Consider the following 16,065-nt stretch of genomic DNA (forward strand, 5'->3'; position numbering starts at 1 on the left):
CCTGACGGTTCTGCCCGTTCTCCGGCCGGTCCATGCCCTCCGCACGCCACCGTCGGGCCACCGGGAACACCCCGGCCGGGCCCGCGGCAGCACCCGGCGCGCGCTCGATCGGAACGCGCCCCCGCGCGGGTTCCCGGGCGCACTCCGGCACCCGTCGGGCCCGCCGCCGGGCACGACACCGGGGCCTGCTCCGGGACCGGCTCCGGGGGCGGCCCGTGGGCGGCGGACCCGGAGACCGGCACCGGTACGGATCTGGACATGCCCCGAATGGCCTGTGTAGAAGTGGTGGCATTGCTGACGATCAATGACGAGTAGTAGCGAATCGAGGCGGAACGCGCCCTTTGGCCGTCCTCGCTCCAATCGGCCGTACCTGGGGGGTTCCGTATGACACGTACCGCGTCAGGAGTGGCGGCATGACCGAGTCCCACGCATCGTCGACGTCCGCCGAGCCGGGCGAGCCCGGCAGCGCCAGCGGCCTCTCGGTGCTCGACCATCCGGGCTTCCCCGGCCCGGCCGCCGGACCGGCCGAGGAGCAGGCCGACCCGGCCGGAGCCGGCGACGGACGGCCCGCGGCCGCCGGCGAGCCGGCCCCCGACGACGGCCGGAGCGCACCCCCGGCCGGGCTGCAGGACCGTTTGGCCGGACGGCTGTCCGATTTCACCAGCCTGCACGAGCACACCGAGCGGCTCGCCCGCGCCCGCGGCCTGGACGCCACGGTCGACGCCCTGCTGGCGTCCGGCACCGCGCTGCTCGGCGCCAACCGGGCCCTGCTGGTCACCGCCGCACCCGGCGGCGGCCCCGGCCGGCCGATCGGGCACGGCCTGGACCGTGCCAGCCTCGGCTCCCTGGAGACGGTGCCGGCCGACCAGAGCCCGGTGGCCCGGCTGCTGCGCGAGCGCGACCGGCCGGACCAGCTGGAGTGCCGCGACCTCGCCCACGACCCCGCGGTCGGCGCCCGGCTGCGCGAGCTCGCCGCCTCCCTCGGCCTCGGCGGCTGCTACGGCCTGCCGCTCGCCACCGAGGAGGACGGCCCGCTGGCCGCCGCGCTCTGGTTCTACGACGAGCCCGCCGGTCCCACCGAGCGCCAGCGCGAGCTGGCCCACCGCTACTGCGAGGTCGCCGCCCCGCTGCTGGCCAAGCAGCTGGACGCGGAGAAGGTCCGCCGCACCACCGAGGCGCTGCGCCGCGGCCTGCTGCCCGACCGGCTCCCCCGGCCGACCGGCCTGCGGCTCGCCGCCCGGCTGGTCCCGGCCGGCCTGGACCACTCCGCCGGCAGCGACTGGTACGACGCCATCCCGCTGCCGGACGGCACCGTCGGCCTCACCGTCGGCAGCGTCTCCGGTGACGGCCCCGGTGCCGGGCCCGGCTCCGCGCCCGGCGCGGCGGCCGCGATGGGCCGGGTCCGGGCGGCGCTGCGGGCGTACGCGGTGCTGGAGGGCGAGGACCCGGTCTCCGTCCTCGGCGACCTCGAACTGCTGCTCAAGACCACCGAGCCCACCCGCAGCGCCACCGCCGTGTACGCCTGGGTGGAGCCGGAGGACCGCCGGATCACCCTGGCCGGGGCCGGGCACTGCCCGCCGGTGCTGGTCACCCGGCACGGCGCCGAGTTCGTGGAGACCTCGCTCTCCGCCCCGCTCGGCATGCTCTCCTGCTGGGAGGCGCCCGGGGTCGAGCTCACCGCAGACCGCGGCGACACCCTGCTGCTCTACACCGAGGGACTGGCCCGCCGCTGCGGGCCCACCCTGCACGCCGGACAGGCCAACCTGCGCCGGGCCGCCGCCGACGCCCCGCGCGACGTGCGGATCGACCCGGACCGGCTCTGCGCCCACCTGCTGGCCGTCTGCCCGGACCCGGCCGCCGGAGCCGCCACCGACGACCTGATGCTGCTGGCCGCCCGTTTCGAGTAGCCCGCCGGGCGGAGGCCGGGCGGGCGGTGCGCGGGCCCCGGGCGGGCGGTACGCGGACGGTGCGCGGGCCGTCCGCGTACCGCCCGCCGCTCCCCCGCCCGGGCGCGCCGGCGGACGTCCGTACCATGGACGCACGGCCGCCCGTGCGTGTCGCGATCCGACGCGCCCCAGGGCTCCGGCCCCCGGGACACCCCCATGGGGCGGCCGCACGCGCAAGGAGGCGACGTACGTGACCGAGGACCGCACCCCGGCAGTGGCCGAGAACCCCGAGGCCGGGGGCGAGGAGCAGCCGCAGGAGTTCAAGGGCCGCAAGAACGGCCTGTACTCCGGGGTCTCCGACGAACTGGCCGCCTCGATGAAGTCCGGCTGGGCCGACACCGAGCTGCACGGCCTGGAGCCGGTCGCCCAGGCCCCGTACGCGGCCGAGCGCCGCGCCCGGCTCTCCGCCGCCTACCCCGGCGAGCGCCTGGTGGTCCCGGCCGGCAACCTGAAGGTCCGCGCCAACGACTCCGACTACAGCTTCCGCGCCGCCAGCGAGTACGTGCACCTCACCGGCGACCAGACCGAGGACGCGGTGCTGGTCGCCGAGCCCACGGGCGACTCCGGCCACGTCTTCGGCCTCTACCTGCTGCCCCGCTCCGACCGCGAGAACGGCGAGTTCTGGCTGGACGGCTACGGCGAGCTCTGGGTCGGCCGCCGGCACAGCCTCGCCGAGCAGGAGCAGCTGCTCGGCCTGCCGGCCCGCGACGTCCGCAGGGCCGCCGAGGAGCTGGCCGACCGGGCGAAGTCCGGCACCGTCCCGACCCGGATCGTGCGCGGCCACGACGCCGGCCTGGAGGCCGCGCTCGCCGACGTGCTGGACGCCGACAAGGACGCCGAGTTCAAGGAGTTCCTGAGCGGCCTGCGGCTGGTCAAGGACGAGTGGGAGATCGGCGAGCTGCGTGCCGCCTGCACCGCCACGGTCAACGGCTTCACCGACGTGGTCCGCGAGCTGGGCCAGGCCGTCGCCACCTCCGAGCGCTGGATCGAGGGCACCTTCTGGCGCCGCGCGCGGGTCGAGGGCAACGACGTCGGCTACGGCTCCATCTGCGCGGCCGGCGCCCACGCCACCACGCTGCACTGGGTCCGCAACGACGGCGCCGTCCGCCCGGGCGAGCTGCTGCTGCTGGACGCCGGCGTGGAGACGCACACCCTCTACACCGCCGACGTCACCCGCACCCTGCCGATCAACGGGCGCTTCGACGAGCTCCAGCGGAAGATCTACCAGGCGGTCTACGACGCGCAGGAGGCCGGCATCGCCGCGGTGAAGCCCGGCGCCCGGTTCCGCGACTTCCACGACGCCTCCCAGCGCGTGCTCGCCGAGCGCCTGCTCGCCTGGGGCCTGCTGGACCCGTCGCTGTACGACGTCGAGAAGGTGCTGGAGCTCGGCCTGCAGCGCCGCTGGACCCTGCACGGCACCGGCCACATGCTCGGCCTGGACGTCCACGACTGCGCCCACTCCCGCCGGGAGGAGCACGTCGACGCCCTGCTGGTGCCGGGCATGGTGCTCACCGTCGAGCCCGGCCTGTACTTCCAGGAGGACGACCTGACCGTGCCGGCGGAGTACCGCGGCATCGGCGTCCGGATCGAGGACGACATCCTGGTCACCGCGGACGGCAACGAGAACCTCTCGGCCGGCCTGCCGCGCCGCGCCGAGGACGTCGAGGCGTGGATGGCCTCGCTCGCCTGAGCCCGGCGCCCGTCACGCGTCGCCCGTCCCGACCGGGACACGCCGGAGCCCGGCTCCCCTCGTGGGGGGCCGGGCTCCGGCGTCGTCCGCTACTTGGCCACCACGCGGACCGGGATGCTGCGCTCACCGATCGTGGTGAACTCACCGCTGCCGCTGTAGGGCAGCGTGGCCTTGACCGTCACCGGCATCACGCCGGGCCCGGATCCCCTGTCCATCGTGAGGCGGAACTTGACCGTCCTGCTCTGCCCGGGGGCCAGCGGGAACAGCGACTTCGGATCGGCGGTGGCGTAACCCGTGTCGCTGCCCTCGGAGATCGCCACCTGCGTCCAGGTCTCGCCGTCCAGGCGCTCCAGCTCGCCGGAGTTGGACTCCACCGGAGCGTTGGAGACCGGCGTGCCCGCGTAGTGCTCGGTGATCACGAACGGCTGGACCTTGGCGTAGTTGGTCTGGCTGGTGTTCTTGTACGTCACCGAGAAGGTCACCGGCGTCCCGTTGTTGGGCACCTGCTGGCCCGTACCGAGGCCCTCCACGGTGATGCCGATGTCGTTCTGGTTGGTGCGCGCCGACGGCGCCTGGCGCCCGCTCAGGTCGATGCTGTCGAGCATCGAGACCAGGCCGGCCTGGTACTCGGACTTGAGGCCGACCGCGGAGACGAAGACCTGGTCTTCCTTCAGGCCCCACATCTGGGCCGTGAACTTGTCCGTGGCGTTGCAGGTGACCTGCCACTGCGTCTTGTAGACGGGTCGGCCGGCCACGATGTCCCTGGTGCGGACAGCGGTACTGGTGATCTTGTCCGCGGCCGTGGGCACGTACGGCTTCCCCCAGACCGGGCAGCTCGGCTGGGGGGACCATCCGGAGTCCGAATCGAGGAACTGCTGGGACGGCCACAGCGCGTGAGCGACCTCGTCCGCCGTGTTGTAGGAGGTCACGAGCACCCCGTAGGGCGTGCAGTCCTCCTCCGTGCCCGGCTGCGGTGCTCCGGGGCTCAGCACACACACGTTCGGGGAGCCCTGCTGGGGATCCAGGACCCGCCAGCCCGCCGGGGCCTTGAACTTCACGCCGCGGAAGGTGACCTGGGTCGCCGTCCCGGAGGTGGTGGGCGCGCTGGTCGAGGGGCCGGCCGTCGGGGCGCCGCTGGGCCGGCCGGCCGGGACGTCCGGCTCGTCGTCGGCCGTGGAGGACGGGGACGGGGAGCCGCTCGTGGTCGCCGTGGGGGACGGGGTCGCGGTCGCCGTGGGGGACGGGCTGGCGGGCTCGGTGGTCAGGGTGGCGGCCGGGTTCGGCGTCCGGTGGTCGGCGACGTCGTCGGCGCGGAAGCCGAGCACGCCGACGGCCAGCGCCGCGGCCAGCGCGAACGCCGGCACCGCGGCCAGGTAGACCGGCCGCAGCCTGCGCATTCTTCGGCTGGGAGGGTCGGCCGGGCGCAGGTCGTGCGCCGTGATCTGCGCGGCGCGGGCGTTCATCGCCTCACGCAGCAGCTGCTCCATCGGGCTCTCGCCCGGATCGGCACCACCGCCGGGCAGGCGGGAATTCTCGTTGGTCATCGAACCTTCTCCAGGTGCTTCTCCAAGGCGTCCAGAGCCCGGCTGGCGGTGGACTTCACGGCACCCCGGGACAGCCCCAGGGTCTCGGCGATCTGCGCCTCCGACATGTCGGACCAGTAGCGCAGCACCAGCACTTCCCGCTGGCGCGGGGTGAGCTCCTGCATCGCCACGAGCACCCGCCGGTGCTCGTCGTTGAGGACGGCGTGGTCCTCGGCGGACGGCGCGTCCGCCTCGTGCGGCGGAACGTACTCACGCGCGGTCTTGCGGCGGCGCAGCATGGACCGGGCACCGTTGACCACCGAGGTCCGCAGGTACCCGAGGGCGTTGTCCAGATCGTCGAGGTGCTCTCCGTGGCGCTGGTAGAGCTGGGTGAAAGCTTCCTGCACGACGTCCTCGGCGAGATCCTGATGGTCGACCAGGAGCACCGCCATCCGCACCAGACCGAGCCGGTGGGCGTGGTAGAGGTCGGTCAGCGTGGGCCGGTCCTCGGCCGGCTTCCGGCCACCGCGCAACAGCCGGAAGCCGGAGCGGCGCTGGGCCGCCTCCGGCTCCGCGCCCGGGAGGTCGGCCGACCGGCCGGCCTCCTGGACGCCGAACAGCAGCCCGACCACTCCGGCGAGGACGCCCCGCCCTCTCGCTGGTCCCGCTATCGGCCCGATGGCCATGGACATGTACGTTCTGCTTTCCCCCAGGACGTGATCGGCGTTCTGCCGCCCCGTCAGGAACCGTGATCAAGTTCGCGATCAGCGGAATCATGCCAGCGCCAGGATCTCCGACCGGTTCCGCCCCCGTAGTGATGGACGTGTGGGCGGCGCGGGGGTTGCAGGCGGGTTCCGGGGAAATCCACGTTGGCCGGAAGGGCTACACTCACCGACATTCCGCCACCCGTCAGCAGGGGGTTCCCATGGCCCAGCAGAGCCAGTCCGGACCGGTGGCCGTCGCCATCGGCCGGCGGCCCGAACCGGTGCACGACGTCGCGGTGTACGCCTTCGCCGGCATGGCGCCGTTCGAACTCGGCGTGGTGGTGGAGGTGTTCGGGCTGGCCAGGCCGGAGCTGGCCGGGCTGCTGGCGGCGCCCTGGTACGGGTTGAAGGTCTGCGCCGACCGGCCCGGCACCGAGCTCGACGCGGTCGGCGGCTTCTCCCTGACGGCCCGGTACGGACTGGACGAACTCGCCGCCGCCGACACCGTGGTGATCCCCGGGGTGCCGAACGCCTTCGGCGGCGTGGGAGCGGCTCCCGGCCGCCCGGCCGGGGGAGTCTCCGCCGAGCTGGTCGCCGCCCTGCGGACGGCGCACGAGCGCGGCGCCCGGATCGTGTCGATCTGCTCGGGCGCGTTCGCCCTGGCCGCCGCCGGGCTGCTGGACGGGCGCGAGGCCACCACCCACTGGCGGTACGCGGAGCTGCTCCAGCAGCGGTACCCGTCGGTGCGGGTCAATCCGGACGTGCTCTACGTGGACAACGGCTCGGTGCTGACCAGCGCCGGCAGCGCCGCCGGGATCGACCTCTGCCTGCACCTGGTCCGCCGCGACCACGGCGCCAAGGTGGCCAACAGCGTCGCCCGCCGCTTCGTCGTACCGGCACACCGGGACGGCGGGCAGGCCCAGTTCATCGAGGCCGCGATCCGACCGGTCGAGGAGGAGGACGACGGTGTCGCCCGCTCGATGCAGTGGGCGCTGGACCACCTCTCCTCGCCGCTGACCATCTCCGTGCTGGCCCGGGCCGCGCAGATGTCCGACCGCTCCTACCTGCGCCACTTCACCGCGCGCAACGGCACCAGCCCGATGCGCTGGGTCGTCACCCAGCGCATCGCGGCCAGCCTCCCCCTGCTGGAATCGCCCGACGGCTCGGTGGAGGAGATCGCCGTGGCCGTCGGCTTCGAGAGCGCCGCGACCTTCCGCCACCACTTCGGCCGGGTGATGCGGACCTCCCCCACCGCCTACCGCCGCTCGTTCGGCCGCGGCGTCGCCTGAGCCCGCCAGGTGGCGGGCCCCACAGCGGCCCGAGCCCCACAGCGGCCCGGCCCCGCGACGGCGGGGCGCGTCAGCCCCGCTCGCCGGTGCGGAAGGCCGCGTTGGCGAGGATGGCGTCGTGCAGCCACCGGGCGAGCCCGGGCGCGAGCTGCTCGTAGACCTCGGTGAACCGGGGGTCGGCGACGTACATCCCCGCGATGCCCCGGTGGATCTCGAAGGTGCAGTCGTAGAAGTTGTCGACGATGTGCTGCCGGTGGACCTCGGCGAGGTCCATGGCCGGGCCGCCGTCGGCGGGCTCCCCGGCGGTGAAGGCGGCGACCAGGCGGTCGTTCAGGGCGTCCGCCTCGGCCTTGATCCGCTGCCAGTCCGCCTTGGCGTAGCCGGCGGTGCGCCGCTGGGACTGCGCCCAGGCCTCGGTGTCGCCCCAGCGCTGCTCGGCCTCGTCCTCCCACTCCTCGCGGTAGGCCTCGCCGAAGACCTCGAACTTCTCCTCCGGGGTCAGCTGAATACCCATCTTCTGTGCCTCCATGGCGTGTTCGACGGCCGCGGCCAGTTCCTGGAGGTGGGCGATGCGGTCGCTCAGCAGTCGGTGCTGGCGCCGCAGGTGCTCGCTCGGGCTGACCGAGCGGTCGTCCAGGATGGCCGCGATCTCCTCCAGGGGGAACCCCAGCTCGCGGTAGAACAGGATCTGCTGCAGCCGGTCGAGGTCGGCGTCCCGGTAGCGGCGGTAGCCGGCCCGGGTACGCCCCTCGGGGGACAGCAGTCCGATCTCGTCGTAGTGGTGCAGGGTCCGGACGGTCACCTTGGCGATCCCCGCCACCTGCCCCACCGTGTAGCCGCCGCTCATGCGCGTCCTCCGACGATCCGCTCCCTCATCCGGGGCTCCCTTCGTGCTGACCACGAGCCTCCGCCCTCCCGCTGCGTGAGGGTCAAGCCAGTTTCACCGGTCCCGTCCGCCGCGGCGGTCGACAGCCCCGTGCGAGTCTCCGAGCGGGGGTGCCCGGGCCGGGCGCGGGTTGGACGAAGCCGCCAATTGCCGGGCCGGACGGCGACCGCGACCATGTCGCCATGACCACGATCTCTCCGCCCCTGGGACGACGGCTGGCCGCGGAGGCGGTCGGCACGGCGGCGCTGGCCGCCGTGGTGGTCGGCTCGGGCGTCCGGGCCGCCGCGCTCACCGAGGACGGCGGGGTGCGGTTCCTCGCCAACGTCGGCGCCTCGGCAATCGCCCTGACGGTACTGATCCGGCTGCTCGGTCCGGTCTCCGGCGGGCACTTCAACCCGCTGGTGACGGCGGGCGCGTGGTGGGCCGGCCGGCGCGGCGGCGACGGGCCGGGCCTGCGCGAGCTCGGTGCCTACGCCGCCGCGCAGACCGCCGGCGCGGTGGTCGGGACGGGCCTGGCCAACGTGATGTTCGAGCGGCCGTTCGCCGAGCCGTCCGGACGGGCCCGGGACGGCGGTGCGCTCTGGCTCGGCGAGGTGGTGGCCACCGGCACGCTGCTCCTGGTGGTGTCCGGCCTCGCCCGCGGAAGGCGCGGCGCCCTGGTGCCGGCCTCGGTCGGCCTCTGGGTCGGTGCGGCCTGCTGGGCCACCTCCTCGGGCGGGTTCGGCAATCCGGCGGTCACCGTGGGGCGGGCCCTGACCGACAGCTACACCGGGATCGCCGCCGGCTCCGTCCCCGGGTTCGTGCTCGCCCAGGCGGCCGGTGCGGCGGGCGGTGTGGCGCTGGCCGGGCTCCTGTTCGGCCGGTCCGACCGGACGGCCGTCGTGCCGGAGGACGCCCGCGACCTCGTCCCCGGCCCCCGGTAGCCGCGCGCGGACAGCCACCGCCCCCGGGCGCCCGGCCCGGCCGGTCAGCCCGCCGCACCCACCAGGGTGCGCTCCCGCCGCCGGGCCGTCCGCCGGCCCCGCGGGTCGCCGCCCCCGGCCCGCGGCCGGCGCGTCCGCCGGGTGGGCCAGAGCAGGACGTACGCCGCCGAGAGCACGACGAAGGCGAGCCGGACGAACCCGCGGCCCGAATCGGACGGGATCAGCAGCGTGCCCCCGTACAGGGCGGCCAGCGCGATCCAGCTCCACCAGGGCACCAGCCGCTGCTGGCCGACCGCGTCCCAGAGCAGCGTGCCGAGCAGGATCGAGGCGGTGTAGTACGTGTAGACGCTGGGATCGAGCAGGATCCGGGCGTCGGCGCCGAGCAGGACGACGGCCGGCCAGCGGCCGCGCCAGACCGCCAGCGAGCCCAGTCCGAGGCCGAGGGCGAACTGGGTCGGCCGGTCCCACCAGGGAGTGGCCGGGTCGGTGACCCCGAACCAGCGCAGCGACGAGGCCGGCTGGTTGGGGATGGTGAACTTGGCGGCGGCCACCGTGTCCAGGTTGCCCAGGTAGAACGGGAGCCAGGCGACCGCGACCAGCCCGGCGAAGCAGAGCGCCGTCCGCAGCCAGGCCGGTCTGGGCAGGGCGAGGACCAGCGGGGCGAAGGCCAGCGCCCAGGGCTTCGAATCCACCGCGAGCGCCAGGTGGACGGCGACCAGGGTGGCCCGGCCGCGGCTGAGTTCGTACGCCGCCAGGGTGGTGAAGAAGAGCGCCAGTACGTCGTCCAGGTGCGCGAAGCGGACCGAGACCTCCACCCACATCGGGATGAACGCCAGCCCCGCGATCAGCAGCCGCTGCTGCAGCCGGCGGTGGTTGGTCCCGGTGCCCAGGTAGTACCAGGCGGCGGTGCGGCCGATCAGCACCAGCATCACCAGCCCGAGCCCGGACATCACCGCCTCGGCGAGCACCTGCCCGGTGTGCGGCGGGAACGGGTCGAACAGCCGCGCCACGCCCAGGCTGACCGGGCCGATCTGCAGCTCTGGGTGGTGCGCGTAGAGCGAGAGGCCGCCGTCGGACCGCCCGCTGAACAGCAGCTCCTCGCCCTGGCGCAGGTAGTGCCAGGAGAAGCCCCCGCTGGGCTCGACCAGCAGGAACCAGAGCACCGTCCAGGCCACCAGGAGGACGTGGTGTCTGCGGACCGGGAGGCCCGCGATCCGGCCGGTGGCCGCCTCGTAGTCGGTGGTGGCCCGTGCCGAACGTGCTCCCCGCACCCTGTACCTCTCCGCGCCGTTCCGCCCCCTCCGGTCGGTCATCCTAGGTCCTCTCGTTCGGATGTCGCGCCGTGCGCCCGGCAAGATCCGGAGGAGAGGGCCTGGGTCAGGACGGGGAACCCCCCGCGTCCGCCTGACGGAGGAACGACCGTGCCCCTGGTGCGTCCGTCGGACGGACGCACCAGGGGCACTTGGCTCGGGCTCAGCCCTGCTGGGCCGACTTGCGGCGGCGGAGCACCAGGAGGGTGCCGGCACCGGCCGCGAGCACGGCGCCGCCGGCGATCGCGATGGCGGTGGTGTTGTCACCGCCACCGGTGGTCGCCAGCGCCTTGTCCGCGGCGGTCTTGGCCCCGGAGACGGCGGCCGGGGTGAGCTTCGGCGGCGTCACGTTCGGCACGGAGACCGGGAAGTCGATCGGCTCCTGCGGACCGGCCGAGGTGGTGTCGACCGGGGCGGTGGCGGCCGGGGAGGTCGCCGGGGCCGAGGTGGTCGGGCCGGTCGGCTTGGCGGTCTCGGTCGGCGCGGTGGTCGGCGAGGTGGTCGCCGACGGCGAGGCCGTGGTGGACGGGGTCGCCGTGGCCGACGGGGTGGCCGTCGTGGTCGCCGTGGGGGTGGCGGTCGCGGTGGCGCTCGGCGACGTGGTCGCGGTCGGCGTGGCGGTCGGCGACTGGCTCGTCGTCGGGCTGCCGGTCGGCTTCGTCGCGGTCGGGCTCGGCTTGCCGGTGGTCGGCTTCGCCGTGGTGGGCTTCGCGGTCGGGCTCGGCTTGCCCGAGCCGCCGGCCTTGATGGTGAAGCCGGCGCCCTTGATGCCGTCGCAGCTGAAGTGGCCGTTGTCGACCGCCTCGCCGCTCTTGTCGTCGAGCTCCGCGGAGAAGACCACCGGCACCACACCGGCCTTGCCGAGCGGCGCGTCGTTGGTGAACGAGGCGCGGACGTTGATGTTCAGGCTCTTGCCGCGGTTGACCGCGAGCAGGGCGCCCCCGTCGGCGTTGCCGTCGCCGTCCACGCCGCCGAGCATGATGAGCACCGCGTCGTCGTCGGTGTCGCCGCCGCCGGGGGCGACGGTGGCGGGCAGCCAGGAGCCGCCGGGCAGCTGGTACTCGACCTTGAGGTGGTCGGCCTCCAGGCTGCCCTCACGGTTCTTGAACTTGAGGAAGGGGTAGAACACGAAGTCGTGCTTGGTCGCGTTGTCGACCTTGAAGGTGAACTGCTTGGGCTCGCCGCCCGCGATGAAGGTGCTCGGCACCCCGGCGACGGACAGGTCGAGCGCGCGGTGCGCGGCCTTGTCAGCCTGCGGCGCGGCGGCGGCCGACGGCGAACCCGTGGTGCCGGCGGCCACGGCGCCCTGGGCGCCGGCCAGCACCATCGAGGAGGCGAGCGCGGCGGCGCCGGCGAGGGCGAAACTGCGGCGTATGGACTTGGACAAGGAGACCTCACGAGAGAGTCCGGGCGCGGCCCGGGAAGCGGCGGGCACGGCTGCCCGAGCAGCAAACCCCCCGCGAAGCTGAAAGTCCGACGGAGACTACCGAAGGAATCGGCCACTCCGGAAGGCGGGTCCCCCTCTTGCTTCCCGCCCTCGCCCCCGGGCCTGTCCGTTTGGCCCAACTCTGCTACGGTACAAGGCTTTTGATCACCACCGCCAGGTGACCCCGGCATGACCGGTACACGTCCGCGGGACGGTACGCGAACACCGTCCGGTGGCGCAATTCCGACCCCGGCGCGCGTCGACCCGGAGCCGGGTGCCCTTACGGCCGGCCCACCGGCTCAGGCGCAGGCCCGTCCGGCGAGGGCGACGGCGTGCGGAACGGCGGCGGGGGCGGCGCCCGGCCGGGCGGCCTCCAGCTGGGCGACCACCCGGCGGCTCAGCAGCTCGTACTGGGCCTGGAGCCGGCCGGGGCGCTGCGGGCGGGCGACCGGGCGGCCCGGGCCGACGTGCTCCTCCGGGCCGAACTGCTCCCGGGTCAGGTCGACCTCGAAACCGGTCGCGAACCGGTTCCACCAGTGCAGGTCCGTCCGGACCCCGTCGACGTGCACCTCGCCCATCATCAGCTCGCCGCCGAGCAGGTCGTGCAGCACCATCGCCGTCACCCCGCACTGGCCGCGGGCGGGATTGTCGGGACGCCAGTGGGCCAGGTCCTCGGGCGCACAGGTGTCGACACCCCAGGAGGAGCGGATCGCACGTTCGATGTCGTTGAGGGTCCACGCCGTCATACCGGGAAGCCTGCCACGCGCCACCGACAGCGGCACGGGTTTTCAGCCCGCGACCCCGTGTTCCGCGGTGACCTTCTCGATGCCGACCCGGACCAGCAGTTCGCCCGGGACGCCGTTGCGGGCGCCGTACTGCTCGGCGAGGTCCTCGCCCATGTAGCGGGCGGCGATCCGGGTCGCCCACGCGCGCACCTCGGGCAGGTCGTCGCTGAGCCGCGCGGTGCCCTGCACCAGGGCGAAGGAGAACGGCGGCCGGTCGTCGTCCACGCAGAGCATCACCCGGCCGTCACGGGCCAGCGTGCGGCCCTTCACGGTGGCGGCACCGGTGTTGAAGACGATCTCGTCACCGTCCAGCAGGAACCAGACCGGCGCGACGTGCGGGCGGCCGTCGGCCCGGGTGGTGGCGATCTTGGCGGTGCGGGTGCCGGCGGAGAGGAAGGCCCGCCACTCGGACTCGGTCATGTGTGCCATGGGCCCATCCTGGCCGCTGCGGCGCTCCGGCGGCAGGATCCGGGGCGGCGCGGCGTGCCGGAGCACGGCGGTCCCGTGCGCCGATGGCTGACCCCGCGCGCCGGGGCGGTCGGGGGCCCGTCCCGGCGCTCGCCCCCGCCCGCGCGCCGGGGGCGGGGCCGGGGCGGGGCCGGGATGCGGGAACGGCCGGGCGGGACCGGACGTCCCGGACCGCCCGGCCGCCGCCCGGCCGAACCGCTACTTCGAGAGCGCCTCGACACCGGCCTGGGCGAACTGCTCGTCCAGGTCGCCGCTGGGCGCGCCCGCGACGCCGATCCCCGCGACCGGGGCGCCCTTCGACTGCACCGGCGCACCGCCGCCCAGGAAGAGCGTGCCCGGGATGTCCTTGAGGTTCGGCGCCTGCGCCAGGCGCTTGGCCAGCTCGGAGGTCGGAGCGTTCCAGGAGACCGCGGTGAACGCCTTGCGCTGGGCGGACTCCGGCGACTGCGGGCCGGCGCCGTCGCCCTTGAGCAGGACCCGGGTCACGCCGTCGCGGTCCACCACGGCGACCGAGACGTGCTGGCCGGCCTTGGTGGCCGCGTCCAGGGTGGCCTGGGCGGCCCTGGTGGCGGCCTCGATGGTCAGACCGGTGGTCTGGGCGAGGTTCTTGTTCTGGGTGTCGGCCTTGACCGCGGCTGCGGCGACGGCCGGGGTCTCCGCGGTGTCGGCGCTGGCCGAGACGGCGCCGACGGTGGCGGCGGCCAGCGCGGCGGCGGCGACGGTACCGGTCAGCACACGGGTGCGCACGGAGGTCTTCTTCATGGTCCTGCTCCTCGTCGGATCGGTCGGGGGCCACGGCCGGAACCAGGGGGCCGGATCGGGCTCGGCGGCTTCGGTGTCGATCCTCCGGCCGGTACCCCCTCGGCCACATCGACGGTCCGGCCGCCGCCGGCGCGCATGATGGATGACGGTCCCGTCAACCGATCGGCTGATGCGCGGCCCGGCCGACCGGGTCACCATCGAGGGATCGGCGCAGGTCGACCGAGGATCGGCACAGGTCGGCGCAGGTCGGCACCGGCATCGGCATACCGGACGCGCCCGGGCCGCCGGACGCCTCCGCGGCACCGGAAGCGCAGCACCGGCCGCGCAGCACCGGACAGCAGAGTGAGGAACGACCCCGTGGAGCAGCCGCCCCGCACCGCCGCCGCGAGCGGCGACGTGCCCGCCGCCGACCCGGACGCGGGCCGGCTGGCCGTGCTGCTCGACTCCGCCTTCCTGTTGCTGCTCGCCACCTCGCTGAGCCGCTTCCTCAGCCACCACCCCGACAACCCGCGCATCCCCTGGGTGCTCGGGCTGAGCCTCGCCCTGGCCCTCGCCCAGCCGGCCGGCTCCTGGCTGGCCCACCGCCGCCCGCCCGCCCCCGGGCAGCACCGGCGGCTCTGGCCGCTGGCCCTGGTGGTCGGGCTCTGGGTGGTGCTGGTCCTGCTGGCGCCCAGCTTCGCCTGGTGCGCCGTCCCGCTGGTCTACACGGGCCTGCGCACGCTCCCGGCCCGGGCGGCCATCCCGCTGGTGGCGGCGCTGACCCTGCTGGTGGTGGTCGGCGAGATCCGGCTGCCCGGCCCGGTGGACGCCAACCTGGTGCTGCTGCCGCCCGCGGTGGCCGCGCTGGCCACGGCCGTCTTCCTCTACATGGAGCGGCAGTCCGAACGGCAGCGCGCACTGATCGCCGACCTGCGCCGCACCCGGCGCGAGCTCGCCGCCACCGAGCGGCGGGAGGGCACCCTGGCCGAGCGGCAGCGGCTGGCGATGGAGATCCACGACACCCTGGCGCAGGGGCTCTCCAGCCAGCAGATGCTGCTCCAGGCCGCGGACCGGACCTGGGACGCCGACCCGGCGACGGCCCGCACGCACGTCCGCACCGCCGCCGACGTGGCGGCCCGGAACCTCGCCGAGGCGCGCCGCTTCGTCCACGACCTCGCCCCGGCCGAGCTCGCCGACGGCCGGACGCTGGACCAGGCGCTGCGCTCGCTCGCCGAACGGGAGTCCGCCGAGAGCGGCCTGCCGGTCCGCTTCCACCTGGACGGCGCCCCGGTGCCGCTGCCGGCGGCCGCGCAGTCCGCGCTGCTGCGGATCGCCCAGGGGGCGCTGGCCAACGTCCGGGAGCACGCGGACGCCTCGGCGGCCGCGCTGACCCTCTCCTTCCTCGGCGACCAGGCCGTGCTGGACATCGCCGACGACGGCCGGGGGTTCCGCGTCGCCGGAGCAGCCGGAGGAGCGGGAGCGGCAGCAGGGGACGGCGCCGGTGCGCCGGGCGGCGGGCCGCACCCGGCGGCACCTGCGCCCGCACCCGCACCCGCACCCGGACGCGGGCACGGGCTGCCCGCGATGCGGGCCCGGCTGCGCCAGCTCGGCGGCACCCTCACGGTGGAGAGCGCCCCCGGCGAGGGCACCGTGGTCTCCGCCGCCATCCCGCTGGAGCCCCGACGAGAACCCCTGGAGCCCCGATGAGCACCGCGCCCGCGACCCCGCCCGTCCGCCTGCTGGTCTGCGACGACCACGCCGTCGTCCGGGCCGGCCTGCTCGCGCTGCTGGCCAGCGCCGGCGACATCGAGGTGGTCGGCGAGGCCAGCAGCGGCGAGGAGGCCGTGGCACTGGCCGCCCGGCTGGCGCCGCAGGTCGTCCTGATGGACCTGCAGCTCGGTGAGGGCATCGACGGCGTGGAGGCGACCCGGCGGATCACCGCGGCCCCCGACGCCCCGCACGTCCTGGTGCTCACCACCTACGACACCGACGCCGACATCACCCGCGCGATCGGCGCCGGCGCGACCGGCTACCTGCTGAAGGCCGAGCGGCCGGAGGAGCTGTTCGCGGCGGTGCACGCGGCGGCGCGCGGCCGCACCGTGCTCTCGCCGCCGGTCGCCTCCCGGGTGATGGCCCAGATGCGGGCCCCGCTGCCGCAGCTCACCGACCGGGAGCAGGAGATCCTGGCGCAGCTGGCGCAGGGGCTGGGCAACCGCGAGATCGCCCGGGCGCTGTTCATCAGCGAGGCGACGGTGAAGACCCATCTGGGGCGGATCTACGACAAGTTGGGCGTCGACACCCGCGCGGGCGCGGTGGCCGTGGCCAAGGAGCGCCGGCTGCTGCGCTGACCCCGCACGGCCGTCCCCGCGCCGCC

14 protein-coding genes are annotated in these 16,065 nt (G+C 75.0%); 6 read left to right on the plus strand and 8 right to left on the minus strand.

Going from position 1 to position 16,065, the window contains the following annotated elements; translation table 11 throughout:
• Positions 1-413: 413 nt before the first annotated feature.
• Positions 414-1,907: a PP2C family protein-serine/threonine phosphatase gene (locus tag RMN57_RS19445; RefSeq protein ID WP_313764619.1), complete on the plus strand. Its 1,494-nt coding sequence runs from the start codon at positions 414-416 to the stop codon at positions 1,905-1,907.
• Positions 1,908-2,136: 229 nt separating this feature from the next.
• Complete coding sequence (locus RMN57_RS19450; RefSeq protein WP_380234864.1) at positions 2,137-3,636, plus strand: aminopeptidase P family protein; 1,500 nt, start codon at positions 2,137-2,139, stop codon at positions 3,634-3,636.
• Between the two features lie 89 nt (positions 3,637-3,725).
• Here the strand turns inward: RMN57_RS19450 and RMN57_RS19455 are convergent, their stop codons facing one another.
• Complete coding sequence (locus tag RMN57_RS19455) at positions 3,726-5,180, minus strand: hypothetical protein (RefSeq protein WP_313764620.1); 1,455 nt, start codon at positions 5,178-5,180, stop codon at positions 3,726-3,728.
• On the minus strand, positions 5,177-5,851 hold the full coding sequence (locus RMN57_RS19460; protein WP_313764621.1) for a SigE family RNA polymerase sigma factor: 675 nt from the start codon (positions 5,849-5,851) through the stop codon (positions 5,177-5,179). Before RMN57_RS19460 ends, RMN57_RS19455 begins: the two co-directional genes overlap by 4 nt.
• A 233-nt stretch (positions 5,852-6,084) precedes the next feature.
• On the opposite strand from RMN57_RS19460, the gene RMN57_RS19465 reads away from it, so the two are divergent.
• The gene (locus RMN57_RS19465) at positions 6,085-7,152 is read left to right on the plus strand and encodes a helix-turn-helix domain-containing protein (RefSeq protein ID WP_313764622.1); all 1,068 of its coding nucleotides are present in this window, start codon (positions 6,085-6,087) and stop codon (positions 7,150-7,152) included.
• A 70-nt stretch (positions 7,153-7,222) separates the two neighbouring features.
• On the opposite strand, the gene RMN57_RS19470 is transcribed toward RMN57_RS19465, so the two are convergent.
• A complete protein-coding gene (locus RMN57_RS19470) occupies positions 7,223-7,999 on the minus strand; it encodes a MerR family transcriptional regulator (protein ID WP_313764623.1) in 777 nt (258 codons plus the stop codon).
• A 221-nt stretch (positions 8,000-8,220) separates the two neighbouring features.
• Between RMN57_RS19470 and RMN57_RS19475 the strand changes: the two genes are divergently transcribed.
• Complete coding sequence (locus RMN57_RS19475) at positions 8,221-8,961, plus strand: aquaporin (RefSeq protein WP_313764624.1); 741 nt, start codon at positions 8,221-8,223, stop codon at positions 8,959-8,961.
• Positions 8,962-9,005: 44 nt separating this feature from the next.
• Here RMN57_RS19475 and RMN57_RS19480 read toward each other — a convergent pair whose 3' ends face one another.
• The 5 genes from RMN57_RS19480 to RMN57_RS19500 all read right to left on the minus strand — a co-directional run bounded on the left by RMN57_RS19480 (position 9,006) and on the right by RMN57_RS19500 (position 13,712).
• Positions 9,006-10,232 carry a hypothetical protein gene (locus tag RMN57_RS19480; RefSeq protein WP_313764625.1) on the minus strand — a complete coding sequence of 409 codons (1,227 nt, stop codon included), beginning with the start codon at positions 10,230-10,232 and terminating at the stop codon, positions 9,006-9,008.
• Positions 10,233-10,434: 202 nt separating this feature from the next.
• A complete protein-coding gene (locus tag RMN57_RS19485) occupies positions 10,435-11,658 on the minus strand; it encodes an LPXTG cell wall anchor domain-containing protein (protein WP_313764626.1) in 1,224 nt (407 codons plus the stop codon).
• A 338-nt stretch (positions 11,659-11,996) separates the two neighbouring features.
• Positions 11,997-12,443 (minus strand): hypothetical protein, encoded by a 447-nt coding sequence (locus RMN57_RS19490; RefSeq protein ID WP_313764627.1) that lies wholly within the window; start codon positions 12,441-12,443, stop codon positions 11,997-11,999.
• 42 nt (positions 12,444-12,485) lie between these two features.
• Entirely contained in the window at positions 12,486-12,902 is a 417-nt protein-coding gene (locus RMN57_RS19495) for a PPOX class F420-dependent oxidoreductase (RefSeq protein WP_313767886.1), read from the minus strand.
• Positions 12,903-13,148: 246 nt separating this feature from the next.
• Positions 13,149-13,712, minus strand: a complete 564-nt coding sequence (locus RMN57_RS19500) for a heme-binding protein (protein ID WP_313764628.1) — start codon at positions 13,710-13,712, stop codon at positions 13,149-13,151.
• A gap of 357 nt (positions 13,713-14,069) precedes the next feature.
• On the opposite strand from RMN57_RS19500, the gene RMN57_RS19505 reads away from it, so the two are divergent.
• Positions 14,070-15,398, plus strand: coding sequence for a sensor histidine kinase (locus RMN57_RS19505; RefSeq protein WP_313764629.1), 1,329 nt, complete (start codon positions 14,070-14,072; stop codon positions 15,396-15,398).
• Positions 15,395-16,039: a response regulator transcription factor gene (locus RMN57_RS19510; RefSeq protein ID WP_313764630.1), complete on the plus strand. Its 645-nt coding sequence runs from the start codon at positions 15,395-15,397 to the stop codon at positions 16,037-16,039. The genes RMN57_RS19505 and RMN57_RS19510 overlap by 4 nt, the downstream gene beginning before the upstream one ends.
• The last annotated feature ends 26 nt before the right edge of the window (positions 16,040-16,065 follow it).

The sequence above is a fragment of the Kitasatospora sp. CM 4170 genome, from assembly GCF_032110285.1.
GTDB lineage: Bacteria > Actinomycetota > Actinomycetes > Streptomycetales > Streptomycetaceae > Kitasatospora > Kitasatospora aburaviensis.

What these genes read in the sequence shown, in the direction of transcription:
- RMN57_RS19445 (WP_313764619.1), top strand. Translation starts at nt 414, where the DNA reads ATGACCGAGTCCCACGCATCGTCGACGTCCGCCGAGCCGGGCGAGCCC.
- RMN57_RS19455 (WP_313764620.1), bottom strand. Translation starts at nt 5,180, where the DNA reads ATGACCAACGAGAATTCCCGCCTGCCCGGCGGTGGTGCCGATCCGGGC.
- RMN57_RS19460 (WP_313764621.1), bottom strand. Translation starts at nt 5,851, where the DNA reads ATGTCCATGGCCATCGGGCCGATAGCGGGACCAGCGAGAGGGCGGGGC.
- RMN57_RS19465 (WP_313764622.1), top strand. Translation starts at nt 6,085, where the DNA reads ATGGCCCAGCAGAGCCAGTCCGGACCGGTGGCCGTCGCCATCGGCCGG.
- RMN57_RS19470 (WP_313764623.1), bottom strand. Translation starts at nt 7,999, where the DNA reads ATGAGCGGCGGCTACACGGTGGGGCAGGTGGCGGGGATCGCCAAGGTG.
- RMN57_RS19475 (WP_313764624.1), top strand. Translation starts at nt 8,221, where the DNA reads ATGACCACGATCTCTCCGCCCCTGGGACGACGGCTGGCCGCGGAGGCG.
- RMN57_RS19490 (WP_313764627.1), bottom strand. Translation starts at nt 12,443, where the DNA reads ATGACGGCGTGGACCCTCAACGACATCGAACGTGCGATCCGCTCCTCC.
- RMN57_RS19495 (WP_313767886.1), bottom strand. Translation starts at nt 12,902, where the DNA reads ATGACCGAGTCCGAGTGGCGGGCCTTCCTCTCCGCCGGCACCCGCACC.
- RMN57_RS19500 (WP_313764628.1), bottom strand. Translation starts at nt 13,712, where the DNA reads ATGAAGAAGACCTCCGTGCGCACCCGTGTGCTGACCGGTACCGTCGCC.
- RMN57_RS19510 (WP_313764630.1), top strand. Translation starts at nt 15,395, where the DNA reads ATGAGCACCGCGCCCGCGACCCCGCCCGTCCGCCTGCTGGTCTGCGAC.